This is a genomic window from Flagellimonas oceani (genome assembly GCF_011068285.1).
GTDB classification, from domain to species: Bacteria; Bacteroidota; Bacteroidia; order Flavobacteriales; family Flavobacteriaceae; genus Flagellimonas; species Flagellimonas oceani.
In genome coordinates this window covers 4,495,701-4,519,469 of sequence record NZ_CP049616.1, presented here as the reverse complement: position 1 = coordinate 4,519,469, position 23,769 = coordinate 4,495,701, and the positions used below count along the sequence as shown (strand labels likewise).

Annotated in this window: 24 protein-coding genes and 1 tRNA gene; 12 read left to right on the top strand and 13 right to left on the bottom strand. The window is 43.3% G+C overall.

Going from position 1 to position 23,769, the window contains the following annotated elements:
- The first annotated feature begins 69 nt into the window (after nucleotides 1-69).
- The 10 genes from rplM to GVT53_RS20480 all read left to right on the top strand — a co-directional run bounded on the left by rplM (nucleotide 70) and on the right by GVT53_RS20480 (nucleotide 10,675).
- Nucleotides 70-525 carry a 50S ribosomal protein L13 gene (gene rplM, locus GVT53_RS20525; RefSeq protein ID WP_166250304.1) on the top strand — a complete coding sequence of 152 codons (456 nt, stop codon included), beginning with the start codon at nucleotides 70-72 and terminating at the stop codon, nucleotides 523-525.
- A complete protein-coding gene (rpsI, locus tag GVT53_RS20520; RefSeq protein ID WP_166250303.1) occupies nucleotides 525-911 on the top strand; it encodes a 30S ribosomal protein S9 in 387 nt (128 codons plus the stop codon). Before rplM ends, rpsI begins: the two co-directional genes overlap by 1 nt.
- Before the next feature lie 222 nt (nucleotides 912-1,133).
- Nucleotides 1,134-2,225: a 30S ribosomal protein S2 gene (gene rpsB / locus GVT53_RS20515; RefSeq protein ID WP_166250302.1), complete on the top strand. Its 1,092-nt coding sequence runs from the start codon at nucleotides 1,134-1,136 to the stop codon at nucleotides 2,223-2,225.
- A gap of 80 nt (nucleotides 2,226-2,305) precedes the next feature.
- The gene (gene tsf / locus GVT53_RS20510; protein WP_166250301.1) at nucleotides 2,306-3,130 is read left to right on the top strand and encodes a translation elongation factor Ts; all 825 of its coding nucleotides are present in this window, start codon (nucleotides 2,306-2,308) and stop codon (nucleotides 3,128-3,130) included.
- A 132-nt stretch (nucleotides 3,131-3,262) separates the two neighbouring features.
- Nucleotides 3,263-3,970, top strand: a complete 708-nt coding sequence (pyrH, locus tag GVT53_RS20505; RefSeq protein WP_166250300.1) for a UMP kinase — start codon at nucleotides 3,263-3,265, stop codon at nucleotides 3,968-3,970.
- Between the two features lie 42 nt (nucleotides 3,971-4,012).
- A complete protein-coding gene (gene frr / locus GVT53_RS20500) occupies nucleotides 4,013-4,567 on the top strand; it encodes a ribosome recycling factor (protein WP_166250299.1) in 555 nt (184 codons plus the stop codon).
- A 75-nt stretch (nucleotides 4,568-4,642) separates the two neighbouring features.
- The gene (locus tag GVT53_RS20495) at nucleotides 4,643-7,042 is read left to right on the top strand and encodes an efflux RND transporter permease subunit (protein ID WP_166250298.1); all 2,400 of its coding nucleotides are present in this window, start codon (nucleotides 4,643-4,645) and stop codon (nucleotides 7,040-7,042) included.
- 90 nt (nucleotides 7,043-7,132) lie between these two features.
- Nucleotides 7,133-8,566: an asparagine--tRNA ligase gene (asnS, locus tag GVT53_RS20490; RefSeq protein ID WP_166250297.1), complete on the top strand. Its 1,434-nt coding sequence runs from the start codon at nucleotides 7,133-7,135 to the stop codon at nucleotides 8,564-8,566.
- Nucleotides 8,567-8,615: 49 nt separating this feature from the next.
- Nucleotides 8,616-10,073 (top strand): RNA polymerase factor sigma-54, encoded by a 1,458-nt coding sequence (rpoN, locus tag GVT53_RS20485; protein WP_166250296.1) that lies wholly within the window; start codon nucleotides 8,616-8,618, stop codon nucleotides 10,071-10,073.
- A complete protein-coding gene (locus tag GVT53_RS20480) occupies nucleotides 10,073-10,675 on the top strand; it encodes a hypothetical protein (RefSeq protein WP_166250295.1) in 603 nt (200 codons plus the stop codon). The genes rpoN and GVT53_RS20480 overlap by 1 nt, the downstream gene beginning before the upstream one ends.
- Here GVT53_RS20480 and GVT53_RS20475 read toward each other — a convergent pair.
- From GVT53_RS20475 to GVT53_RS20435, 9 genes are all read right to left on the bottom strand, one after another.
- Entirely contained in the window at nucleotides 10,670-11,371 is a 702-nt protein-coding gene (locus tag GVT53_RS20475; protein ID WP_166250294.1) for a porin family protein, read from the bottom strand. The genes GVT53_RS20480 and GVT53_RS20475 overlap by 6 nt on opposite strands.
- Before the next feature lie 71 nt (nucleotides 11,372-11,442).
- Nucleotides 11,443-11,925, bottom strand: a complete 483-nt coding sequence (locus GVT53_RS20470; protein ID WP_166250293.1) for an ExbD/TolR family protein — start codon at nucleotides 11,923-11,925, stop codon at nucleotides 11,443-11,445.
- Between the two features lie 11 nt (nucleotides 11,926-11,936).
- Nucleotides 11,937-12,545 carry an ExbD/TolR family protein gene (locus GVT53_RS20465; protein ID WP_166250292.1) on the bottom strand — a complete coding sequence of 203 codons (609 nt, stop codon included), beginning with the start codon at nucleotides 12,543-12,545 and terminating at the stop codon, nucleotides 11,937-11,939.
- An 11-nt stretch (nucleotides 12,546-12,556) separates the two neighbouring features.
- Complete coding sequence (locus GVT53_RS20460; protein WP_166250291.1) at nucleotides 12,557-12,994, bottom strand: DUF3810 domain-containing protein; 438 nt, start codon at nucleotides 12,992-12,994, stop codon at nucleotides 12,557-12,559.
- A gap of 26 nt (nucleotides 12,995-13,020) precedes the next feature.
- Nucleotides 13,021-13,749: a MotA/TolQ/ExbB proton channel family protein gene (locus GVT53_RS20455; RefSeq protein WP_166250290.1), complete on the bottom strand. Its 729-nt coding sequence runs from the start codon at nucleotides 13,747-13,749 to the stop codon at nucleotides 13,021-13,023.
- Between the two features lie 77 nt (nucleotides 13,750-13,826).
- A tRNA-Ser gene (locus tag GVT53_RS20450) sits at nucleotides 13,827-13,914 on the bottom strand.
- 66 nt (nucleotides 13,915-13,980) lie between these two features.
- The gene (locus GVT53_RS20445; RefSeq protein WP_166250289.1) at nucleotides 13,981-15,015 is read right to left on the bottom strand and encodes an asparaginase; all 1,035 of its coding nucleotides are present in this window, start codon (nucleotides 15,013-15,015) and stop codon (nucleotides 13,981-13,983) included.
- A 5-nt stretch (nucleotides 15,016-15,020) separates the two neighbouring features.
- Complete coding sequence (locus GVT53_RS20440) at nucleotides 15,021-15,788, bottom strand: TatD family hydrolase (RefSeq protein ID WP_166250288.1); 768 nt, start codon at nucleotides 15,786-15,788, stop codon at nucleotides 15,021-15,023.
- A complete protein-coding gene (locus tag GVT53_RS20435; protein ID WP_166250287.1) occupies nucleotides 15,788-16,342 on the bottom strand; it encodes an ester cyclase in 555 nt (184 codons plus the stop codon). The genes GVT53_RS20440 and GVT53_RS20435 overlap by 1 nt, the downstream gene beginning before the upstream one ends.
- A 133-nt stretch (nucleotides 16,343-16,475) precedes the next feature.
- Between GVT53_RS20435 and GVT53_RS20430 the strand changes: the two genes are divergently transcribed.
- Nucleotides 16,476-16,916 (top strand): retropepsin-like aspartic protease, encoded by a 441-nt coding sequence (locus GVT53_RS20430; protein ID WP_166250559.1) that lies wholly within the window; start codon nucleotides 16,476-16,478, stop codon nucleotides 16,914-16,916.
- 71 nt (nucleotides 16,917-16,987) lie between these two features.
- On the opposite strand, the gene odhB is transcribed toward GVT53_RS20430, so the two are convergent.
- Both odhB and GVT53_RS20420 read right to left on the bottom strand, forming a co-directional pair.
- The gene (odhB, locus tag GVT53_RS20425; RefSeq protein ID WP_166250286.1) at nucleotides 16,988-18,208 is read right to left on the bottom strand and encodes a 2-oxoglutarate dehydrogenase complex dihydrolipoyllysine-residue succinyltransferase; all 1,221 of its coding nucleotides are present in this window, start codon (nucleotides 18,206-18,208) and stop codon (nucleotides 16,988-16,990) included.
- Between the two features lie 22 nt (nucleotides 18,209-18,230).
- Entirely contained in the window at nucleotides 18,231-21,035 is a 2,805-nt protein-coding gene (locus GVT53_RS20420) for a 2-oxoglutarate dehydrogenase E1 component (protein ID WP_166250285.1), read from the bottom strand.
- A gap of 209 nt (nucleotides 21,036-21,244) precedes the next feature.
- On the opposite strand from GVT53_RS20420, the gene GVT53_RS20415 reads away from it, so the two are divergent.
- Nucleotides 21,245-22,345, top strand: a complete 1,101-nt coding sequence (locus GVT53_RS20415) for an acyltransferase family protein (RefSeq protein WP_166250284.1) — start codon at nucleotides 21,245-21,247, stop codon at nucleotides 22,343-22,345.
- 7 nt (nucleotides 22,346-22,352) lie between these two features.
- Here the strand turns inward: GVT53_RS20415 and GVT53_RS20410 are convergent, their stop codons facing one another.
- Together GVT53_RS20410 and galE are read right to left on the bottom strand one after the other, a co-directional pair.
- Nucleotides 22,353-22,709, bottom strand: coding sequence for a hypothetical protein (locus GVT53_RS20410; protein ID WP_166250283.1), 357 nt, complete (start codon nucleotides 22,707-22,709; stop codon nucleotides 22,353-22,355).
- A gap of 42 nt (nucleotides 22,710-22,751) precedes the next feature.
- Nucleotides 22,752-23,768 carry a UDP-glucose 4-epimerase GalE gene (gene galE, locus GVT53_RS20405; protein WP_166250282.1) on the bottom strand — a complete coding sequence of 339 codons (1,017 nt, stop codon included), beginning with the start codon at nucleotides 23,766-23,768 and terminating at the stop codon, nucleotides 22,752-22,754.
- Between the last annotated feature and the right edge of the window lies 1 nt (nucleotide 23,769).

The window sequence follows — 23,769 nt, the reverse complement described above, 5'->3', positions numbered from 1 at the left end:
CAATCTAATAATTGTACATTTGCAGCCCGTTAATCGGGATAGGTTATTTAAATCAATAATATTCGAGAAGTGGATACATTAAGTTATAAAACTATTTCCGCCAATAAATCTACTGTTGACAAGCAATGGTTATTGGTTGATGCTGAAGGACAGACCTTAGGAAGATTGGCGTCTAAAGTAGCCAAAATACTTAGAGGGAAATATAAGACCAACTTTACCCCTCATGTTGATTGTGGAGACAATGTGATTGTCATCAATGCCGAGAAAATCGACATGACCGGAAACAAGTGGGACGAGAAGGAATATCAAAGATATACTGGTTATCCAGGTGGACAACGTTCCGCTTCAGCGAAAGAAGTATTGGAAAAACACCCAGAGCGCATCATTGAGAACTCTGTAAAAGGAATGCTTCCAAAAAACAAGCTTGGGGCCGACCTTTTTAGAAACCTTAAAGTGTATGCCGGTGCCGAGCATGGGCAAGAGGCTCAAAAACCAAAAGCAATAAACTTAAACGACTACAAATAATGGAAGTGGTTCATAAGATAGGCAGAAGAAAAACTGCTGTAGCTAGAGTATATGTTTCCGAAGGTTCTGGAAACATCACAGTAAACAAAAGAGATCTTAACGATTACTTTACCACAGGTACATTGCAGTACAAAGTAAAACAACCTTTTACTTTGACCGAGACCGACGGAAACTACGACGTAAAAGTAAATGTTTACGGTGGCGGAATCACTGGTCAGGCGGAAGCTGTTCGTTTGGCTTTGTCCAGAGCAATGTGCGAAATAGATATTGAGAACAGAGGAATTCTTAAGCCAGAAGGTCTATTGACCAGAGACCCAAGAATGGTGGAAAGAAAGAAATTCGGTCAGAAGAAAGCCCGTAAGAAATTCCAATTCTCCAAACGTTAATATACTTTGGGTCACGTGCCCAACGATATATAAGTTCATTGAAAACCCTGAAAGTGCAAATATTTCAGGGTTAAATTTTTAACCAAAGTTGTCGTTGTTCCAAAAGGGATAAAATAATCGGCTTTTTGGAAACTAGTTTAGCATCTAAATGGACAGGGCGAACAAAATTTGTGACCACCTGTACATTGCTACTTACAACGGAACGTAAACTAAGTACAAAAAATGGCAAGTAAAATTGAAGTAAAAGACTTACTGGAAGCAGGTGTGCATTTTGGGCACCTAACTAGAAAGTGGAACCCGAACATGGCGCCCTACATCTACATGGAGCGTAACGGGATTCACGTAATCAACCTCTACAAAACGGTTGCAAAACTTGAGGAAGCCAACGAGGCCCTTAAAAAGATTGCAGCTTCAGGAAGAAAAATCCTTTTTGTAGCCACAAAAAAACAAGCAAAGGACATTGTTGCGGACAAAGTATCCAAAGTAAACATGCCGTACATCACAGAAAGATGGCCCGGTGGTATGTTGACCAACTTTGTAACCATTCGTAAAGCCGTTAAAAAAATGGCTTCCATCGACCGCATGAAGAAAGATGGCACCTTCAACACGCTTTCCAAAAAGGAAAGGTTGCAAGTGGACCGTCTTCGTGCCAAGTTGGACAAAAACTTGGGCTCCATCGCGGACATGACCCGTTTGCCAGGTGCACTTTTTATCGTGGACACCATGCGTGAGCACATCGCGGTAAAAGAAGCCCAAAAATTGAACATCCCGATTTTTGCAATGGTGGATACCAACTCCGACCCTCGCGATGTTGATTACGCCATCCCATCAAACGACGATGCCGGTAAATCCATCGAAGCTATCTTGGAATCCGTGACCAGTGCAGTAGCCGAAGGTTTGGAAGAGCGCAAGAGCGAAAAAGGAAGTGGCAAGGACAAAGAAGAGGACGCTCCAAAAAAGGAGAAGAAATCAACTGAAGAAAAACCGGCCAAAAAAGCTGAAGCCGCTCCTAAAAAAGAAGAAAAAACTGAAGATGAAAAGCCTGCAAAAAAAGCAGCAAAGGCAGACGACCTTACCAAAATTGAAGGTATAGGCCCTAAAGCTGCCGAGGCTTTGGTGGAGAACGGAATCACCACCTATGCCGAGTTGGCAAAAGCTGACGCTGACGACATCAAGGAAACTTTGACAGAAGCCAGTTCAACTTTGGCCCACTTGGACCCAACATCTTGGCCAAAACAAGCTAAAATGGCCGCCGATGGCGAATGGGACGAACTTAAAGAATGGCAAGACAGCGTAAAAGGTGGCGTTGAATAAACCTGCTGATTTAACATTGTCCTAAACAAAAACACTTTTTTAGTGTTTTACTTTACATAAAATTTTAAAAGAAAAGAAAAATGGCAAAGATTACTGCCGCAGAGGTAAATAAATTAAGAAAGGCTACTGGAGCTGGAATGATGGATTGTAAAAAAGCTTTGGTCGAAGCAGATGGTGATTTTGACCAAGCTATTGAAATCCTAAGAAAGAAAGGTCAAAAAGTTGCGGCCAAAAGAGCTGACAGAGAATCTTCCGAAGGTGCGGCCATCGCAAAAGTGAACGATGAAAGCACACAAGGAGTTGTTATTTCTTTGAACTGTGAGACCGATTTCGTCGCCAAGAACGATAGCTTTGTAAAACTTGCAAACGATTTGGCCGATTTGGCCCTTGGTTTCGACAGCAAAGATGACTTCCTTGCCGCTTCCTTCAATGGAATGACCGTTGCCGAAAAATTGACGGAGCAAACTGGTGTAATCGGTGAGAAAATAGAAATCGGAAGCTTTGACAAATTGAGCGCCCCATTTGTAGGTTCCTACATTCACGCAGGTAACAAAATTGCCACATTGGTAGGTTTGTCCGCCAATGTTGACGGTGCTGCCGAAGCTGCAAAAGATGTGGCTATGCAAGCTGCCGCAATGAACCCTGTTGCCTTGAACGAAGAAGGTGTTGATCAATCCATCATCGACAAGGAAATCGAGATCGCCAAAGATCAATTGCGTCAAGAAGGAAAGCCTGAAGCCATGTTGGACAACATCGCAAAAGGTAAATTGAACCGTTTCTTTAAAGACAACACTTTGGTGAACCAAGCTTTCATTAAAGACAGCAAGCAGAGTGTAGCTGAGTACGTTAAATCTGTGGATTCCAGCTTGGAGGTTACAGGTTTCACAAGAGTTGCCCTAGGCTAATTTATCGCCAAAATATACTTAACAAACCGCTTCTCCAACGAAGCGGTTTTTTTATGCGCATATCTAACCTGCAATTCTTCATTTGCCGTAAATATTTTTGATTATTTTTGTCCGGACTTCAAGAAACTCTCAATGCATTACAAAAGAATTTTATTAAAATTAAGTGGGGAAGCCCTCATGGGCGAACAACAATATGGCATCGACGCCAAGCGATTGGATGAATATGCCGAAGAAATACAAGGTGTAATCGAAAAGGGCGTTGAGGTCGCCATAGTAATTGGCGGAGGAAATATTTTTAGAGGTCTGGCCGGGGCAAGTCAAGGGATGGACCGCGTTCAAGGAGACCACATGGGCATGCTGGCAACGGTGATCAACGGTCTTGCACTTCAAAGTGCATTGGAGCTTAAAGGAGTCCAGACCAGATTGCAATCCGCCATAAAAATCAATGAGGTTGCCGAGCCGTTTATCAGAAGAAGGGCAATCCGCCATTTGGAAAAAGGTAGAGTGGTTATTTTTGGCGGTGGAACAGGAAACCCATACTTCACTACGGATTCGGCCGCTGTTTTAAGAGCCATCGAGATCAAAGCCGATGTAATCCTTAAGGGAACCCGTGTGGACGGTATTTACACCTCCGACCCCGAAAAAGATAAAAACGCCACCAAATTCGACTCCATTTCCTTTAACGAGGTACTTTCCAAGGGACTTAAGGTTATGGATACGACGGCATTTACCTTAAGCCAAGAAAATGAGCTGCCCATTGTAGTGTTCGATATGAACACACGTGGCAACTTAATGAAAATAGTATCCGGAGAAAATATAGGAACAGTGGTCAACGTATAAGTTGGCACATACTTTGGTTTCAATTTTATAAATTTGAAAGTTATGGACGAAGAAGTAAAATTTATTCTTGATAGCACAAAAGAAAGCATGGACGCAAGTATTGAGCACTTGCAAAAGGCATTGACCAAAATAAGGGCCGGTAAAGCAAGCCCCATGATGCTTTCTACGGTAATGGTGGACTACTACGGTTCGCAGACACCGCTTTCCCAAGTATCCAACATCAACACTCCAGATGCGCGAACGCTATCCGTTCAGCCTTGGGAAAAAAGCCTTTTGGGCGATATTGAAACTGCCATCATGAACGCCAATTTAGGCTTTAACCCCATGAACAATGGGGAAATGGTCATCATAAACGTCCCCCCCCTTACCGAAGAGCGAAGAATCCAATTGGCAAAGCAAGCAAAAGGTGAAGCCGAAGATGCCAAGGTAAGTATACGAAGCGCTAGACAAGAGGCGAACAAAGAGCTCAAGGCATTGGATATTTCCGAAGACCTTTTGAGCAACGCCGAGGTTGATGTCCAAGAGCTTACCAATAAATATAGCGACAAAGTCGATGCTATCCTTACTGCCAAGGAAGCAGAGATAATGAAGGTGTAAAACTTGGATTTTGACCAGCTACTTTCCTAGGAACACAACATATCATTTTCTACCTTTGCGGCCAACAAAACCCAAATGGTAGCAAAGCTCACTAAAGGATTTTGGCCCAAGGTCGCAAGAATTATCCTCCGCAATAGAATTTTGATTCTTTTGGCGGTAATAGGCATAACCGTTTTTTTGGCCATGCAATGGAAAAACATGCAATTTTCCAACACCGAGGCCAATATTCTGCCAGATGACCATCCGGCCAGTATTCAATACAATGCATTCACCAAAATATTTGGGGAGGAGGGCAATGCCATTGTCCTTGCCATAAGGGATTCCACCCTGTTCACACCAAAAAACTTCAACCGTTGGAACACATTGAGCAAACAGCTCGATGCCTTCCCAGAGGTTGATTATGTGGTTTCGCTTGAAAATTTAAAAGAGCTCATTAAGGACAACGAGACCCAGACTTTTTCCATGGAGCCTTTGATAGCTAGGGCTCCCAAAACAAAGCAGGAAATCGATTCCCTTACCAACCACCTGTTCAAAGAACTTCCGTTTTACAATAATTTGGTATACAATCCAGAAAGTGGAACCATACAGACGGTAGTTTATCTGGACAAGGACATTATGAACACCGCGGTAAGAAACGAGTTCATTTTGAACGACCTTGCCGAACTCGTTGAAGACTTTGAACAAGAGACCCAAATGGATGTCCGGATTTCAGGCATGCCCTACATCCGTACTTGGAACACCAAATCCATTGTTGATGAGATAGGACTGTTTATCGTAGGCGCCCTCTTGGTCACATCGATTATATTTTTCTTTTTCTTCAGGAGCTTCAGGGCCACCTTTATCTCCATGTGCGTGGTCATCATCGGGGTTATGTGGGCCTTTGGAATACTCGGACTTCTAAAATACGAGATAACCATCCTTACCGCACTGATTCCGCCCTTGATTATTGTAATCGGTATCCCGAACTGTATTTTCCTGATCAACAAATATCAGCAAGAAGTCAAAAAGCATGGCAATCAAGCACTGTCCCTTCAGCGGGTGATTTCCAAGATTGGCAATGCCACATTGATGACGAACATTACCACCGCCTCGGGTTTTGCTACCTTCATTATTTTGGATAGTGATCTGCTCAAGGAATTTGGCATCGTTGCATCGATCAACATAATCGGCATATTTATACTTTCTTTGTTGATCATCCCTATCATTTACAGCTTTATGCCGCTTCCCAAAACGAAGCATCTCAAACACTTGAACAAAAAGTGGATGGATTTCTTTGTAAACTGGATGGAGAACATCGTAAGAAACCATAGGATTGCCGTTTACATCACCACCGTGGCCGTACTGGTTTTGAGCATCATAGGGATTTACCAGATGCGCATAACCGGTAGCCGGATTGAGGATTTGCCCAAGAACAGTCACTTTTACAAGGACATCCAATTTTTTGAAGCAGAGTTCGATGGTATCATGCCCATGGAAATTGTGGTGGACACCAAACGAAAAAACGGGGTTGTGAAACCGGCGACCTTGAAGCGCATGGACCGCTTGGGAGCAGTTATTGATGAAATCCCGGAACTATCAAGGCCGATTTCTATTGTTGACCTCGTAAAATACTCCAAACAAGCCTATTACAACGGCATCCCAAAATACTATCAACTGCCCACCAGTCAAGAGAACACCTTCATTATGAGCGCGGTTCAAAAATCATCTACCGGTGGTGCCGACCTCTTGCAAACTTTTGTGGACAGCACAGGACAAACGGCCCGTTTGACCACCTACATGCGCGATGTAAAAATCGACCGCATGGAAGAGATAGAAAAAGATGTTCAAGAGGCCATCACAAAAGAGTTCCCAACAGAGCGGTACGATGTGTTTATGACAGGAAAGGCACTATTGTTCCTAAAAGGCACAAAATATTTGGTAAAAAACCTCTTACTGTCACTAGCTTTGGCCATCGGCCTGATTTCGCTTTTCATGGCCTACCTGTTCCGGTCCTTTAGAATGGTCATCATATCCTTGGTGCCCAACTTATTGCCGCTGGTGATAACAGCCGGCCTCATGGGTTATTTGGGAGTGCCCATAAAGCCATCGACCATCTTGGTGTTCAGTATTGCCTTTGGTATTTCGGTAGACGACACCATCCACTTTTTGGCCAAATATCGGCAGGAGCTCACAGCGCACCGTTGGCATATCAAAAAATCCGTGTATGCCGCCTTGCGCGAGACAGGGGTAAGCATGTTCTACACCTCCATTGTGTTGTTCTTTGGATTTTCGGTATTCATAATCTCCAGTTTTGGTGGCACCAAGGCCTTGGGAGGACTGGTTTCGGCAACTTTGTTGTTCGCCATGCTATCCAATTTGATTTTGTTACCCTCGTTGCTATTGTCCCTGGAACGCAGCATTGCCAACAAACAAGTGCTCAAAAAACCTCAAATAGACATTTTACCCCAGGACGAGGACAACATCAAGGACAAATAGTGCTTGCCACCCGCATAAATTAGGCCAATCCATTGCCATCATTTTTTATCAAAAACCTATCTTTACCAACTAAATCACGATAGTTTTAGAATGATGTCTTATTCCATAAAAGAATTGCTGGCAAAGCAACCCGTAGGAGATTCCGTTGAAGTAAATGGATGGGTAAAAACCTTTAGAAGTAACCGATTTATTGCCCTGAACGATGGTTCTACCATACATAATATTCAGTGCGTCGTAGATTTTGAAAATTTGGACGAGGCATTGCTCAAGAAGATTTCGACCGGGGCCGCCCTAAAAATCACAGGGACGTTGGAAGAAAGCCAAGGTCGTGGACAAAGTGTGGAAATTCAGGCCACGGATATATTTGTGCACGGAACGGCCGACCCGGAAACCTATCCCATCCAGCCCAAAAAGCACTCGTTGGAATTTTTAAGGGAGAAGGCGCACCTTAGGGTAAGGACCAATACCTTCTCCGCCGTAATGCGGGTAAGGTCGGTACTTTCGTTTGCCGTGCACAGCTATTTTCAGCAGAACGGATTTTATTACATGCACGCCCCTATTATTACAGGTTCGGATGCAGAAGGTGCCGGTGAAATGTTCCGCGTCACCACTCTGGATGACAAAAATCCACCTGTGGACGATGCCGGTGAGGTAGATTACTCCGAGGATTTTTTTGGCAAGGAGACCAACCTTACCGTATCCGGGCAATTGGAAGCAGAGACCTATGCCATGGGCTTGGGCAAAGTATATACTTTTGGACCCACCTTTAGGGCAGAGAACTCCAACACATCGCGTCACTTGGCAGAATTTTGGATGATAGAGCCCGAGATGGCCTTCTATGATCTGGACATGAACATGGACTTAGCCGAGGACTTCATAAAATACATTATTCAATATGTGCTGGACCATTGCCAAGATGATCTTGAATTCTTGGAAAAACGCCTTTTGGACGAAGAAAAGGGCAAGCCTCAGAACGAACGCTCCGAAATGGCATTGATAGAAAAATTGAAGTTCGTAGTAGAGAACAACTTCAAAAGGGTATCCTATACCGAGGCCATTGACATTCTTAAGAACAGCAAGCCCAACAAAAAGAAAAAATTCCAATTCCCGATTGAAGAATGGGGCGCGGACCTGCAAAGTGAGCACGAACGCTTTTTGGTGGAAAAGCACTTCAAGTGCCCTGTGATCCTATTTGATTACCCAGCCAACATCAAAGCATTTTACATGCGATTGAACGAGGACGGCAAGACCGTACGTGCCATGGATGTACTTTTCCCGGGCATTGGCGAGATTGTTGGTGGATCGCAAAGGGAAGAACGCTTGGAGGTATTGGAACAAAAAATAAAGGAATTGGACATTGACGCCAAAGAACTTTGGTGGTATCTTGACCTTAGGAAGTTCGGTACCGCCGTGCACAGTGGATTTGGACTGGGATTTGAGCGCATGGTTCAATTTGCTACGGGCATGGGCAACATTAGGGACGTAATCCCCTACCCTAGAACACCGCAGAATGCCGAGTTTTAATTTGAATTTATTATTTTAAAGAAGGTAAGATTGTAAATCATCAATCCGTATGCTGAAACAACATCTACAGTTTAAGCTTTCCCAAAAACTGTCTCCACAGCAGATTCAGCTCATGAAACTTATTCAATTGCCAACTCAGGCCTTTGAACAAAGACTGAAGCAAGAGCTGGAAGAAAATCCAGCATTGGAGAGCGGAAAAGAGGAAAATGACGCTCTGGATGACATGTACGAGGATACATACGATGAATCGGACGACAACGAAAGCATCGACACGGAGGAAATCAATATTGACGATTACCTGAGTGATGATGAAATACCCGATTACCGGACCCAGGCCAACAATTACAGCGCAGATGACGAGGACAAAAGGGTGCCCTATGCTGCAGGCACCTCCTTTACGCAATATTTGCTCAATCAGCTCAATACGGTTTACTTGGATGATGAGGAATGGGCCATCGCCGAGTTTTTGGTGGGCAGTGTGGATGAAAGTGGCTATATACGACGGCCGCTCGCGGACATTATGGACGATCTTGCCTTTACCCAGAACATTTATGCCGAGGAAGATAAGATAAAGCATGTTTTAAAGATTGTACAGGACCTAGATCCTCCAGGAGTGGCAGCCCGTTCGTTGGACGAGTGTTTGATCATACAATTGAAGCGCAAGGAGCAAAAACCATCAGTTGAGCTGGCCATAAACATTTTGGAGCGATCGTTTGAGCATTTTACCAAAAAGCACTATTCCAAACTCATCCAAAAACATCATGTATCAGAAGAAGAGCTCAAAAACGCCATATCGGAGATAGAGAAATTGAATCCGAAACCCGGAGGCTCATATTCCGGAAACACACGGATGATAGAACATATCGTGCCCGACTTTTCCATTAAGATCGTGGATGGTGAACTGGAGCTTACCCTTAACGGAAGAAACGCTCCAGAACTTCATGTATCCAAAGAGTACAGCAACATGTTGGAGGGCTATAAAAATGCCAAGGAAAAATCCAAATCACAGAAGGACACGGTGATGTTCATCAAACAGAAATTGGATGCCGCCAAATGGTTCATAGATGCCATCAGACAACGCCAACAGACCCTGTTCATTACCATGAGCACCATCATGGAATATCAAAAGGAATACTTTATGACCGGGGACGAGCGCAAGTTGCGCCCCATGATCCTAAAGGATATCGCCGATAAAATAGATATGGACGTTTCCACCGTGTCAAGGGTGGCGAACAGCAAATATGTGGACACCCCTTATGGTACCAAACTGATAAAGGATTTCTTTTCGGAAGCCATGAAGAACGAACAAGGTGAGGATGTATCCACAAGGGAGATTAAAAAGATTTTGGAGACCGTTATCCGTGATGAGGAGAAAAAAAAGCCCCTTACCGATGCTAAATTGGCAAAAATCCTAAAGGAAAAAGGGTATCCCATAGCCCGAAGAACCGTGGCAAAGTACCGGGAACAGCTGGATATTCCAGTGGCAAGGCTACGAAAAGAAATTTGATGCGCCACGTATACAACATTATCTCCTACATATTCCACCCGTTGTTCATACCGATTGGAGGTACTCTGGTATACTTTATGGTGGCCCCGTACAGCACGCTGGAAACCCAAAGCGGAAATATACTCCCCATTTTTATATTGACTGTGATTATTCCCATCATCTTTTTTCTGATCTTAAAAAACCTTGGGGTCATCAATTCCATTTTTTTGCCCACCGTTCAAGAACGCAAATATCCGCTCTATATCAGCTGTATCATTTTTTTGATGATACTGTACAAGGTGATACCCAATAACTACGTACACGAGCTCTTTTATTATTTTACCGGGCTGTTGACGGCCACCTGCGCAACGATCATTTTGCTTTTCTTTAAGTTTAAGACCAGTATGCACCTTTTGGGCATGGGAAGCATCCTGACCTTTATGGTAGCTTTGAGCATTCATTTTGAGATCAACATTACCATAGCCATTAGTTTGTTCACCTTGTTTACCGGATTGGTGGCAACTTCACGCCTGTACCTAAAGGCCCATACAAAAAATGAATTGCTCATTGGTTTTATCTTGGGATGTTGCTCCCAACTGATCATTCTAAAATACTGGCTATAAAATATAAAAGGTAAGCCCCACCCGGAGCACTTTTAAGTCGATGGGTTCACCCTCGAGGGAAGCCCCTTTCTTCAGCAACGGGTTTAAACCATAATAGGCATGAATGTTCCATGTATTGTATCCAAAATTGAGCATAAGTCCATACTGGAAAGCATCTATATCATCGTTGGAAAAAGAATCATTGCCCTCGTCCATTACCAATTTTGATCGTCCCGAGAAGACATAGCCCAATTTGGCACCGGCATAGATCCTCCAAAACTTGTATTCCTGTGCGGTGGATGTACGCCACCTGATTTCAAAAGGAAGTTCGATCGCGTGGGTTTCGAACTTACTGCGATTAAATTCCGCATCACCCAAAATCTCGTAGGATACACCATTGACTCCCTCGCTGGCGCCCATGTTGGAATAATAGGAGTTAACGGCATAGCCCAATCCTATACCCACACCAAAATTTCTTCTTTCGTTCAGTGGAATATCCTTTATAAAACCAGCTTGAAGATTATAGGAAAGGTTACGTTGGTCGATTGCACCGGGACCATTTAACAGCACATTGTACCCTACTCCAATGTAAAATTGATCTTCGAGGTAACGGTTATCTACCGGTTGAACACTATCCGAAAGTGATTGCCCAAGGACCAAATTGAAGTTCAGTAGGCAGAACAAAATGACGGTAAACTTGTAAAACGAATGAATCATGCGTCAATTTAAAACAAAAAACGCCCCAAATTAAAAATTTGGAGCGTTTCCCACTAAATCTAAGTTATTGTCTACTGTAGATTGTTAAAAGCGTCGCCTTCGTAAGTGGTATAATTCACTTTAAGGGCATTAACCTTTCTCAATTCTTGCTTAATATCGGTGATAAGGCCCATATTGGCTTCCTTATCAACTTTCAAAGCAGTAGTCAATACATTTTGAAGTTCTTGCGGTTTTTTTGCACGTTCTGCCAAAATAAATGAACCTACTTCGTCCACATTGGCGAATTTATCATTCAATTGGATTTTTGGTTCGCTACCAAAAACCTTTTGATATTCTTGGGTAGGCGTTCCTACATAAATGTAGATAACGCGATCCTTCTTCTCCAACTTCTTGATTTCAGAAGCATTGGGAAGGGTATTGGCAACCATTAACGAACTATCTTTCATTGTGGTTACGGTCATAAAGAAGAACAAGAGCATGAAAACGATATCTGGCAACGAAGCTGTTGACACCGCTGGTAAATCTCCTTCCTTCTTTTTTGCAAACTTGGCCATATTAAATAGTTTTAATCGGTTGTGGTTTCTGCCTCTGAAAGCTTTTGTGGGAACATATCCTGGATACGTTTCACTTTGTCTTTCAAGTCATCTCTAACGCTGGAAGGAGTTTCTGGATTCAAGTAATCTGCCTCCATTGTTGTAAAATTCTTGCCGTATAAACGTTGTGCTTCGCGGTTACGCAAATCGTTGTACGCACCCACCAGTTCGTTTTGAACGGTGATGTAGGTACTGTATTTGGTCTCCCTATCGTTCTTTAAGGATATAATTGCTTTGGCAGGGTTATCCGATGAGGCCGGGTCTTTTCTACCTTTACAGTAGTCACAAGTTCCGTCCGCGCCATTCTCCAAAAATTTGGTGGCGGCTTCCCTTAAGTCTTTTATATCCATCAAGTTCTCCTCAACCAAAAGTTGACCATTTCTATTGATGTTAACAGTAAAAATGTTCTTCTGCTTGATCACAGGCGGTTCTTCATTTGGCGGCTCGAATGGCGGCAACATACGGTCCAGACCTGCATCTGTTTCTATGGTGGTGGTCACCAAGAAAAAGATAAGCAGTAGGAATGCAATATCCGCCATGGAACCGGCATTTACTTCCGGTGCTCCTTTTCTTCTAGGCATAATTCAACTTTTTACTTAACAAACATTCTTTTCAATCCTGGAAATACCATTAGAATTACCGCAATTGCAGTAAGGATGAAGAAAACGTTCAATCCCATTCCAATGTTTTTCACAGTAGATTCCGTAGTTTCAATGCCTCTTTCGGACATTGTTTCCACTACTGGCATATTATCAGATGAAAGCCCGTAAGATATGGCCACGATGATGGCCAATCCGCCTATGGCGAAAAGCGCTTTCTTGATACTGCCCTTGGTGGTGAACAATTTTGCCAATCCAAACACCAATGAGGTTATTACCGCAATGGCCAATAGGATGTACATAATAATGAACATAAAGTTCATGGCACCACTACTAATCGCATTTGGATCATCGGCAGACGGAAGAGAGAACCAAAGCACGGCCGCAACCAATCCGATGACGATGAGCAATATTTTTACTATTTTATTCATGATTCTCGATAGTTTTTAATTCGTAATTATTTCTTGTGGGCAGCCAACATATCAATCAAAGCGATCGAGCTGTCTTCCATATCGTTTACGATACTATCGATTTTAGCAATAATATAGTTGTAGAAAATCTGAAGGATAATCGCTGTGATCAAACCGAATACGGTTGTCAACAACGCCACCTGAATATCACCAGCAATCAAGGAAGCACTCAAGTTACCTACCGCTGCAATTTTCTGGAAGGCCGCGATCATACCGATTACCGTACCCATGAACCCAAGCATGGGAGCAATGGCGATAAACAATGACAACCAAGAAACGTTTTTCTCCAATTGACCCATTTGTACACCACCGTAGGCCACAACAGCTTTTTCGGCGGACTCCAGTCCTTCATCAACCCTATCCAAACCTTGGTAGTAGATAGAGGCAACAGGTCCTTTTGTGTTTCTACAAACTTCTTTGGCCGCTTCAACACCACCAGAAGCCAAGGCGTCCTCAACTTGTTGCTTCAACTTGGTAGAATTGGTAGTTGCCAAATTCAAATAAATAATTCTTTCGATGGCTACAGCCAATCCCAAGATCAAACAAAGCAATACAATTCCCATAAAGGCAGGTCCACCTTGGATAAATTGCTCTTTCAATACTTGGGTGAAACCTTTGCTGGCTTCAGCCTCTTCTTGCAACATTGCTGCAGATGCAGTTGTAGTTCCCATCACAAACATTCCGGCAGCAGCCAGAGTAAAGGATATTTTTTTCATTTTACTTAAACTTAAATTTAGTTAGTTAATAATATAAAGATATAAAAATTTTACAATTGAAAAACTAAAATACCTTGCAGAGAGGAAGGGATTCGAACCCTCGATACACTTTTGGTGTATACACACTTTCCAGGCGTGCGCCTTCGACCACTCGGCCACCTCTCTATTGTTCCATTTAGGCCGACCAATAAACGAAAAAATTATTAGTTATAGAAATTTGAGGCGTTAATTTTACACCATCTCACCACGAAGCGGCGTCTCAAAAATTGTCTTGAACAATTTGTCGGGAACCCCTGTCCCCAATAGGTACATCGCTTTTGTTATGGCCGCCTCCGTTGTAATATCCTTTCCGTTAACCAGTTGCATCTCCTTGAGTTTTTCGCTGGTTTCGTAATGCCCCATAAAAACGCTACCGCCCGAGCATTGGGTTACGTTAATTATATGCAATCCATTTTCCACGGCTTTTTTTATCGCATTCAAAAACCATTCGTCCATCGGAGCGTTCCCAGCCCCATACGTTTCCAAAATCAATGCCTTTAAATCTGGAATGTTCAATACTGATTGCAGTACATTTTGATTGATTCCCGGAAAAAGTTTCAAGATCGCGACCCGATCATCCATCTTTTTATGGACTTGGAACGACTTGTTCTTGGTCACTTTTTTGATCAAATAGTTCTCGTGCACCTTTAAATGAACACCGGACTCCACCAAAGGTGGGTAGTTCAGCGATTCAAACGCCTCGAAATGTTCTGCATTTATTTTGGTGGTGCGGTTGCCCCGATATAATTTGTATTCAAAGTACAACCCTACTTCTTGAAGCACCGGTTTTCCATTTTTTTTCCGGAGCGCAGCGATTTCGATGGATGTAATCAAATTCTCCTTCGCATCGGTTCTCAAATCTCCAATAGGCAATTGCGACCCCGTAAAGATGACCGGCTTCTCCAAGTTCTCCAGCATAAAGCTCAATGCGGATGCGGAATAGCTCATGGTATCGCTACCGTGCAGCACCACGAAACCATCATTATCATCATAATGCTCTTCGATAATGTCCGCAATTTTGACCCAATACCCCGGATTCATATTGGAGGAATCGATAGGCTCATCAAAAGAAACCCCTCGTAGGTTGCAATCCAATTGTTTTAACTCTGGAATATTTTTGACAAGTTCATCAAAATTGAAGGCCTTGAGCGCTCCCGTTTTGTAATCCTTTACCATACCGATGGTACCCCCGGTATAGATCAATAATATGTTGGTTTTCTTTTTCATGAAAATCAGATTCCGAAAATTGCTTTGGAGTTTTCCGTGGTAATTGCCGCTATTTCCTCCTCAGGCATACCATAAATAGAGGAAAGCTTTTCCAATACCTTTATTATATAGGAACTCTCGTTCCGTTTTCCGCGATAGGGTGCCGGTGCCAAATAGGGTGCATCGGTTTCCAAGACGATATGTTTGAGGTCGATTTCGTTCAAAAATGTATCGATTTTACCGTTTTTGAAGGTGGCCACTCCCCCAATGCCCAACTTCATATTATAGGATAATGCTTGATGGGCCTGATCCAAAGTTCCCGTAAAACAATGAAAAATTCCGAATAGGCCCTGCCCTTTTTCCTGCTCCAAAACTTCAAAAACCTCATCAAAGGCATCACGGCAATGGATCACTATGGGCAGTTCGTACTTCTTTGCCAACCGAATCTGATAGGCAAAGGCTTCCTGCTGTTCTTTTAAAAAGGTTTTGTCCCAATACAGGTCCACCCCTATTTCGCCCACGGCGTAGAATTTTTTCTTGGCCAACCACTCCTCAACATGAGCCAACTCCTCCTTATAATTTTCCTTGACATGGGTTGGATGCAGCCCCATCATCAAAAACACATGGTCCGGATAGCTGGTCTCCAAATCCAACATGGATTGGGTATAGGCCGAATCGATTGCAGGTATAAAAAAACGCTCCACCCCGGCATCCAGTGCACGTTGCATCATTTCACCTCTATCCTCGTCAAAAGCTTCACTATATAAATGGGTATGGGTATCGGTTATGATCATTAATGTTGATTTTTTTCTTGAACGATTGTTGAATACTTTCTGTTTTTATAATATTCCATGGCCCTTTGAAACTTTATTGCACCCTCTTTGGTCTGATCATAAATAAATCCATCTAATTCAGGATGATTTTCATCAATCCATGAGACCAATTTTTCCCGTTTGGCGACCCATAAGGAATCATTAAAATCAACATATTCCACGATTTCAATACGGTGTATCGCACCATCCTTGATTTCCATAATCTCATTGGAAATAAAAGGTGCTTCATGCAAGAAACGGATTCTATCGCATGTCTTGGAGATTTTCAAGTGAAGCTTTTCACCTTCTTTCCTCAAATCCAAAATCCGATATTCTGGTGCAAACACTGAATCCCATTGAAATAATGAACGATACCCCTGCTTACTGAAGGTACGTATATGCTCCATCTCGTTGAAGCGCACACTATCCGCGAACAGCCCCACCAAACTATTATAGTCGGATTTGTTCAAGGCACTTATATAATTTTCAGCAATCTTCTCCCTATCAGTCTCCTTATCATTCTGATTACATGACATTGTCAAAGCCATAAACAGAACAAGGACAACAAGACTCTTAAACTTGAATTCAACCATAACGCAAAAATAGGCTTATCTTAGATGTCCCAAAACTTTGTTACTGATTAAAGATTCCTCAAGAGTATATTCCCGTATGGCTTCACTCAAAAAATTCCTTAAATCCAAAGATTACATCACAATACCTTTGGTATTGACCGAAACCAACCATTTTGAACTACATGCAAGCATCAATGGTATTTCAGGCAAATTTATTTTGGACACGGGAGCATCCAATACATGCGTAGGCATGGATAAAATAGAGTTTTTTGAAATGGCTTCCGAAGCTACGGACATCAGAGCCGCCGGAGCGGGCGCCACGGAAATGGAAACTTTGATCTCCAACAAAAACAAAATCCAGATCGGGGACTGGAAAAAGAAGAAGCAAAAAGTTGTCCTTTTTGACCTCAGCCATGTGAACCAAGCGTTGACATCGCATAATGCGTTACCTGTAGATGGCATTATTGGAGCCGACGTCCTTAAAAAAGGAAAAGCGGTGATCGACTACAATAAAAAATGCCTCTACTTAAAAAAGTAAAGGCATTTATTCCAAAACCTCTGGATTGCGCTTCGACTACGCTCAGCGACCACTCTTGAGGCAAAAATATTCTATAATTCCAACGCTTTTTTCACGTTGCCGTCCATCAATAATTCTTCTGGACTTTCCAATGCTTCTTTAATAGCGACCAAGAACCCAACAGATTCCTTACCGTCAATAATTCTATGGTCGTAAGAAAGTGCAACGTACATCACCGGAGCAATGGCAATGGCTCCATCCCTAACAATGGCGCGTTCCACAATGTTGTGCATTCCCAAGATTGCACTTTGCGGTGGGTTGATGATCGGGGTGGACAACATGGAACCAAATACCCCTCCATTGGTAATGGTAAAGGTACCACCGGTCATTTCATCCACAGTAATTTCACCTTCCCTGGCACGGATGGCCAAACGTTTTACTTCGGATTCGATGCCTCTGAAGGTTAGGTTCTCTGCATTTCGGATTACGGGAACCATTAAACCTTTAGGTCCTGAAACCGCAATACTGATATCGCAGAATTCGTAGGTGATCATTTCCTTACCATCGATCATGGAATTAACGGCCGGATACATTTCCAAGGCCCTGATGACTGCTTTGGTGAAGAAGGACATAAACCCTAGACTTACTCCGTGCTTGTTCTTGAACTCTTCCTTGTATTGACTGCGCAATTCAAAGATGGCGGACATGTCCACTTCGTTGAATGTGGTCAGCATGGCGGTCTCGTTCTTGGCAGAAACCAATCGCTCGGCCACTTTTCTACGCAGCATGGACAGTTTGGAACGGCTCTCTCCTCGGCTACCTCCTGTTGGGGTTCCCATGGAAGGAACAGCTTTCACGGCATCATCCTTGGTGATACGTCCATCTTTGCCACTTCCAGAAACTGATGAAGGGTCAACTCCTTTTTCGTCCAATATTTTCTTGGCCGCCGGTGACGGAGTACCCGAAGCATAAGTTTCCTTTTTGGGTTCCTCTTTCTTCGGGGCTTCTTTTTTAGGCTCCTCCTTTTTGGGCTCTTCTTTTTTATCGGATGAGCCCGATGAACCTTCAGGTTTTTCCGCACTTGTATCGATGAGGCAAACCACCTCGCCAACAGCTACGGCGTCTCCCACTTCGGCCTTAAGGGTAATAATTCCGCTCTCCTCCGCAGGAAGCTCCAATGTTGCCTTGTCCGAATCTACTTCGGCTATGGCCTGATCCTTCTCCACATAGTCTCCATCTTCTACCAACCATTCGGCGATTTCTACCTCTGTAATGGATTCCCCCGGTGAGGGAACTTTCATTTCTAAAACCATTCTATTATAGTTTATACTTGAATTATCTTATTTGCATGTTATCCTTGCTCTTGTCAAAAACGTAGTCCAACACTTGGGCATGACGTCTTTTTGAGCGCACTGCACTACCTGCAGCAGGGGCTCCGTAGAACCTACGTGAAGCTACCCTGAACTGCTTGGCTTCGTCCAAATGCATCAACATATGGCTCCAAGCCCCCATGTTTCGCGGTTCTTCCTGGGCCCAAACAATATCGTCGGCGTTCTTATATTTTTTGACAATCTTCCTCATTTCTTCGGCCGGCAATGGGAACAATTGCTCCACACGTACCAAAGCCACATCGTCCCGCTCCAATTCTTCACGTTTATCCAAAAGATCGTAATAGAATTTACCGGTACAGAAGACCAATGTTTTTACTTTACTTGCTTTTGCATCGGCATCATCAATCACCATTTGGAAACTTCCTTCGGCCATTTCTTCCTTGGTGGACACCACTTTTGGGTGCCTCAATAAACTTTTCGGGGTAAACACCACCAAAGGTTTACGGAAGTTGGCCTTCATTTGTCTACGGAAGAGGTGGAACAAGTTGGCCGGCGTGGTCACATCCGCCACGAACATATTGTCCTTGGCACACAGCTGAAGGTATCTTTCCATACGGGCCGATGAGTGTTCCGCTCCCTGACCTTCGTAACCATGGGGCAACAACAGCACCAATCCGTTCTGCAGCTTCCATTTATCCTCTGCTGATGACAAATATTGATCGATGATAATCTGGGCTCCATTACTGAAATCCCCAAATTGCGCTTCCCAAATGGTCAATGTTTTTGGACTTGCCATGGCATAGCCATAATCAAATCCCATAACCGCATATTCTGATAGCAGTGAGTTGTAGATATGGAACTTACCATTTTGGTTATCGCCCATCTCGTTCAACAACACCACTTCCTCTTCGTGCATCTCTGTTTTGATGACGGCATGCCTGTGCGAGAAGGTTCCCCTTTCCACATCTTGACCTGTCATCCTAACATCGTAACCTTCCTCGATCAACGATCCATAGGCTAAAAGTTCGCCCATGGCCCAATCGAGTTTGTTATCCTCAAAATACATCGTATGGCGGCCTTCCACCAACTTCACCAATTTTCTCAAGAACTTTTTGTCCTCTGGAAGTTTGGTAATGCTCTTGGCAATCTGATCCAACTTTTTAAGGTCGTAAGTGGTATCCATAGGTTTCAGCATCACCTCTTCGGTCACCTGCTCAAAACCTTCCCATTCATCTTGCATGAAAGGGGTTATTCTGGTCTTCTCGATTTTGCGGGAATCCATCAGATTCTCCTCGAGATCGTTCTTATATTTTTCTTCGAGCTCTTTTACGTAGTTCTCATCGATCACTCCTTCGGCAATCAACTTCTCTGCGTAAATATCCCTTGGATTTTTATGCTTGGAAATGGATTTGTACAATAACGGCTGGGTAAACTTGGGTTCATCCCCTTCGTTGTGCCCATATTTTCTATACCCCAACAAATCCAAGAAAATATCACGCTTGTAACGCATCCTATATTCCAGCGCAAAAGTGGTGGCGTGCACCACAGCTTCCGCGTCGTCTGCATTTACGTGAAGTACGGGCGAAAGGGTCACCTTGCCCACATCGGTACAGTAAGTGGACGATCTTGCGTCCAAATAGTTCGTTGTGAACCCAATTTGGTTGTTCACCACAATATGTATGGTACCTCCTGTGGTATACCCGTCCAAACGGGCCATTTGAATTGTTTCGTAAACGATGCCCTGGGCAGCAAAAGCGGCATCCCCATGAATCAAGATCGGGAGTACCTCGGAAATATTCTCGCTATGGTCACGGTCCTGTTTGGCCCTGGAAATCCCCTCTACAATAGAGTTTACGGTTTCCAAGTGCGATGGGTTCGGGGCAATGTTCATATTGACCATTTTCCCTGAATCGGTCTCACGTTTTGAGGTCCATCCCAAGTGGTACTTTACGTCCCCGTCAAAAATGGTTTCCTCGTAATCCTTGCCATCAAACTCGCTGAAGATGTCTTTTGGCGACTTTCCAAAAATATTGGTGAGCACGTTCAATCGTCCACGGTGGGCCATCCCCACAACAAATTGCTTTACGCCCTTGTCGGCCGCTTTTTCAATGATTACGTCCAAAGCTGGAATCAGAGATTCACCTCCTTCGAGCGAAAATCGTTTTTGACCCACATATTTGGTATGCAAAAAACTTTCAAAAGATACAGCCTCGTTCAATTTTCTGAGGATGTTCTTCTTCTCCTCCGGGCTATAATCGGGATGGTTGTCGTTCTTATTGAGCCAATCCTGAATCCACTGGATACGTTCCGGGGTTCGGATGTACATGTACTCGACCCCTATGGCATCACAATAAATACTTTCCAAATGACGGATGATCTCTTTTAATGATGCCGGGCCAATACCCAGTATTTTTCCTGCATCAAAAACGGTGTCGAGATCTTCTTGGCTCAGGCCAAAGTTATCGATGTCCAAGGTAGGGACATACTTTCTCCGCTCCCTTACCGGATTGGTCTTGGTAAAAAGGTGTCCACGGGAACGATAACCATCAATCAAGCGGATGACCTGAAATTCCTTCTGCAGGGCTTCGGGCATCTCCACTTTCCTACCATTGGAAAGTACGACCATGCCGCCATCACCCTTATCAGATTCGATTCCCAAATCTTCCAGGGAACCTTCCAAACCAAAATCAAATCCTTGAAAAAAAGCCCTCCAACTGGGCTCAATACTATCGGGATTCGTTAGATATTTTTCGTATTGCTCCGCAAAAAATGATGTGTGCGCAGCGTTTAAAAATGAATATTTGTCCATTCTTTATGTTTCTCCAAAACTTTATGGAAAATTTTGTCAAAAATACGGGTTTTAGCTTTTATATACTTGAATTCCCGTGAATTTCTTACTCAAATTTACAACTATATCACAGAATAAACAGTAAAGCAATAAAAATGAAATTTTTAACTGAAATTAACACTGGAAACTAAAAATAATTTAACTTGAGCGACCTGTTAAACCAACTGAACATGTCCAAACTTAAAAACAGGTATCTCTCCCTTGATGTTTTCAGGGGGCTGGATGTTGCCTTAATGATCATTGTAAATTCGCCCGGTAACGGTTCCACCACTTTTTCGCCTTTATTGCACGCTGAATGGCACGGTTTTACTCTGACCGACCTTGTTTTTCCCACTTTTTTGTTTGTTGTGGGAAATGCCATGAGCTTTAGCATGAAGAAATACGAAACTATGGGCAATCCCGCATTCTTCAAAAAAGTTTTGAAGCGTACGGCCATTATTTTTCTGTTGGGCTTTTTAATGTACTGGTATCCGTTTTTTGATGACGGACAGCTGAAACCTTTTTCAGAAACACGGGTATTCGGGGTTTTACAGCGGATTGCGCTTTGTTACATGTTCGCCTCCATCCTTATCCACTTTTTGAAAACCAAGACCATCATCTGGCTCAGCGCGGCTTTTTTAGCCGGCTACCACCTTATTTTAATTGGCTTTGGCGACCTTACCTTAACCGGCAATGCCGTACTAAAGCTCGATGAATGGCTCATCGGACCCAACCATATGTACCACGGAGAGGGTATTGCTTTTGACCCTGAAGGATTGTTGAGCACCCTTCCAGCCATTGTAAATGTGATCATTGGTTATTTGGCAGGTAGATTTATCCAAAATAACGGTCAGAATTTTGAAACAGTGGCCAAATTGATGATGTTCGGGTTTGCCCTTGTATTCGCAGGATTGGCTTGGGACCTTATTTTGCCCATCAACAAAAAACTTTGGACGAGCTCTTTTGTATTGCTCACCTGCGGCATCGACCTCTTTGCAATTGCCATCCTTATTTACATTTTGGACATGAAAAAAGCGAAGGGCTGGAGTTACTTTTTTGAGGTTTTTGGCAAGAACACCCTGTTCATTTATTTGTTATCCGAACTTTTTATCATCACACTTTTCGCCATCGATATGAACGGGGAATCGCTCTATAGATGGATTGCCGACAACATATTTATATCGTGGTCTGGCGGACACATGGGTTCGTTGTTATTTGCGCTCTGGGTAATGTTAACCTGTTGGGCAGTGGGCTACTTTATGGACAAAAAAGGGATTTATGTAAAAGTCTGACCAAAGGTCAGCGGCTATATTTGGCCTTGTACCATACTTTTTGCCATTCTCTTTTTAAGAGCAAAAAAGACACCTCTGCCGAAATATCAACGACATCCGACGGAGCTATCTTTTTAATTTCTTTTTCCGAGATATCCACTACATATAATAGGTTGAGATATTCCGGGAACTTTTCCACGATCAAAAAATAGATTTTTTCGTGAATAATACTTTTAAGTTCTTCGGGGGCTATATCCAAAGGAAGGTTTATGGGCACATTGGCCAATTCAAAATCCTTTTTGAGTTGGAGCAATAGTTTTTGGTAGAGTTGCTCTTGCCGGACTCCTTCCAGCAACTCCAAACTGTTATTGTAGTTGGGCAGCATACTCTATTTACGTACAAAGAGCCGATTGGGATTATTCCTGCCCTAACTTCTTACAATTTTTTCCCACGCCCAAGCGGATTTCATGGCATCATCAAGGGTTGATTCTGCCTTCCATCCAAGAACGTCATTCGCTCTTTTTGTATCTGCATAGGCTTGGATCACATCTCCCGGTCTTCTGTCCACAATTTTGTAATTGAGCTTTTCACCGGAAACACGTTCAAAACTTTGGATGACCTCCAGGACGGAACTTCCCGTTCCTGTTCCCAAATTGAAGACTTCGTAGTTGGTTTCATTTTTATCTCCCAAGAGACGTTGCAAAGCGGCAACGTGTGCCTTGGCCAAATCCACTACATGAATGTAATCCCTGATACAGGTGCCATCCTCCGTAGGGTAATCGTCCCCGAAAACGGATAGTTGCTCGCGAAGCCCAATACCTGTTTGGGTGATAAAGGGCACTAAATTTTGAGGTACGCCAATGGGCAATTCCCCTATTTTACCCGATGGATGTGCCCCAATCGGGTTGAAATATCGCAATGCAATGGCTTTAAGGTCTGGGTTTACCTTGCAGGTATCCCTAATAATTTCCTCCCCAACTTGCTTGGTATTTCCATAGGGAGATTCAGCAGGTTTAACAGGCGCTGACTCAGTTATCGGCATTTCGTCCGCTTGGCCATAAACGGTACAGGAACTGCTGAAAATGAAGCTCGCCCCTCCTTTTTTCTTCAACTCCTGAAGAATATAGACCAATACGCCAAGATTGTTCTCGTAGTACAACAATGGTTCTTCCACACTCTCACCCACTGCTTTTGATGCCGCAAAGTGGATTACACCTGCAACATCGCTGTGCTTCTGAAAAAAGTCTTGGACCTTGGGTTTGTCACGCAGGTCGAATTCTTCAAAAATGGGCTTCTTTCCTGTGATGGCCTCAATACCATTCAAAACATTGATGGATGAATTGGAAAGGTTATCCACGATGACCACCTCAAACCCTTCATTTTGCAATTCCACAACGGTGTGGGAACCAATAAAGCCCAAACCGCCTGTTACGAGTATTTTCATT

What these genes read in the sequence shown, in the direction of transcription:
- rpsI (WP_166250303.1), top strand. Translation starts at nt 525, where the DNA reads ATGGAAGTGGTTCATAAGATAGGCAGAAGAAAAACTGCTGTAGCTAGA.
- rpsB (WP_166250302.1), top strand. Translation starts at nt 1,134, where the DNA reads ATGGCAAGTAAAATTGAAGTAAAAGACTTACTGGAAGCAGGTGTGCAT.
- tsf (WP_166250301.1), top strand. Translation starts at nt 2,306, where the DNA reads ATGGCAAAGATTACTGCCGCAGAGGTAAATAAATTAAGAAAGGCTACT.
- pyrH (WP_166250300.1), top strand. Translation starts at nt 3,263, where the DNA reads ATGCATTACAAAAGAATTTTATTAAAATTAAGTGGGGAAGCCCTCATG.
- frr (WP_166250299.1), top strand. Translation starts at nt 4,013, where the DNA reads ATGGACGAAGAAGTAAAATTTATTCTTGATAGCACAAAAGAAAGCATG.
- GVT53_RS20495 (WP_166250298.1), top strand. Translation starts at nt 4,643, where the DNA reads ATGGTAGCAAAGCTCACTAAAGGATTTTGGCCCAAGGTCGCAAGAATT.
- asnS (WP_166250297.1), top strand. Translation starts at nt 7,133, where the DNA reads ATGATGTCTTATTCCATAAAAGAATTGCTGGCAAAGCAACCCGTAGGA.
- rpoN (WP_166250296.1), top strand. Translation starts at nt 8,616, where the DNA reads ATGCTGAAACAACATCTACAGTTTAAGCTTTCCCAAAAACTGTCTCCA.
- GVT53_RS20480 (WP_166250295.1), top strand. Translation starts at nt 10,073, where the DNA reads ATGCGCCACGTATACAACATTATCTCCTACATATTCCACCCGTTGTTC.
- GVT53_RS20475 (WP_166250294.1), bottom strand. Translation starts at nt 11,371, where the DNA reads ATGATTCATTCGTTTTACAAGTTTACCGTCATTTTGTTCTGCCTACTG.
- GVT53_RS20470 (WP_166250293.1), bottom strand. Translation starts at nt 11,925, where the DNA reads ATGGCCAAGTTTGCAAAAAAGAAGGAAGGAGATTTACCAGCGGTGTCA.
- GVT53_RS20465 (WP_166250292.1), bottom strand. Translation starts at nt 12,545, where the DNA reads ATGCCTAGAAGAAAAGGAGCACCGGAAGTAAATGCCGGTTCCATGGCG.
- GVT53_RS20460 (WP_166250291.1), bottom strand. Translation starts at nt 12,994, where the DNA reads ATGAATAAAATAGTAAAAATATTGCTCATCGTCATCGGATTGGTTGCG.
- GVT53_RS20455 (WP_166250290.1), bottom strand. Translation starts at nt 13,749, where the DNA reads ATGAAAAAAATATCCTTTACTCTGGCTGCTGCCGGAATGTTTGTGATG.
- GVT53_RS20445 (WP_166250289.1), bottom strand. Translation starts at nt 15,015, where the DNA reads ATGAAAAAGAAAACCAACATATTATTGATCTATACCGGGGGTACCATC.
- GVT53_RS20440 (WP_166250288.1), bottom strand. Translation starts at nt 15,788, where the DNA reads ATGATCATAACCGATACCCATACCCATTTATATAGTGAAGCTTTTGAC.
- GVT53_RS20435 (WP_166250287.1), bottom strand. Translation starts at nt 16,342, where the DNA reads ATGTCATGTAATCAGAATGATAAGGAGACTGATAGGGAGAAGATTGCT.
- GVT53_RS20430 (WP_166250559.1), top strand. Translation starts at nt 16,476, where the DNA reads ATGGCTTCACTCAAAAAATTCCTTAAATCCAAAGATTACATCACAATA.
- odhB (WP_166250286.1), bottom strand. Translation starts at nt 18,208, where the DNA reads ATGGTTTTAGAAATGAAAGTTCCCTCACCGGGGGAATCCATTACAGAG.
- GVT53_RS20420 (WP_166250285.1), bottom strand. Translation starts at nt 21,035, where the DNA reads ATGGACAAATATTCATTTTTAAACGCTGCGCACACATCATTTTTTGCG.
- GVT53_RS20415 (WP_166250284.1), top strand. Translation starts at nt 21,245, where the DNA reads ATGTCCAAACTTAAAAACAGGTATCTCTCCCTTGATGTTTTCAGGGGG.
- GVT53_RS20410 (WP_166250283.1), bottom strand. Translation starts at nt 22,709, where the DNA reads ATGCTGCCCAACTACAATAACAGTTTGGAGTTGCTGGAAGGAGTCCGG.
- galE (WP_166250282.1), bottom strand. Translation starts at nt 23,768, where the DNA reads ATGAAAATACTCGTAACAGGCGGTTTGGGCTTTATTGGTTCCCACACC.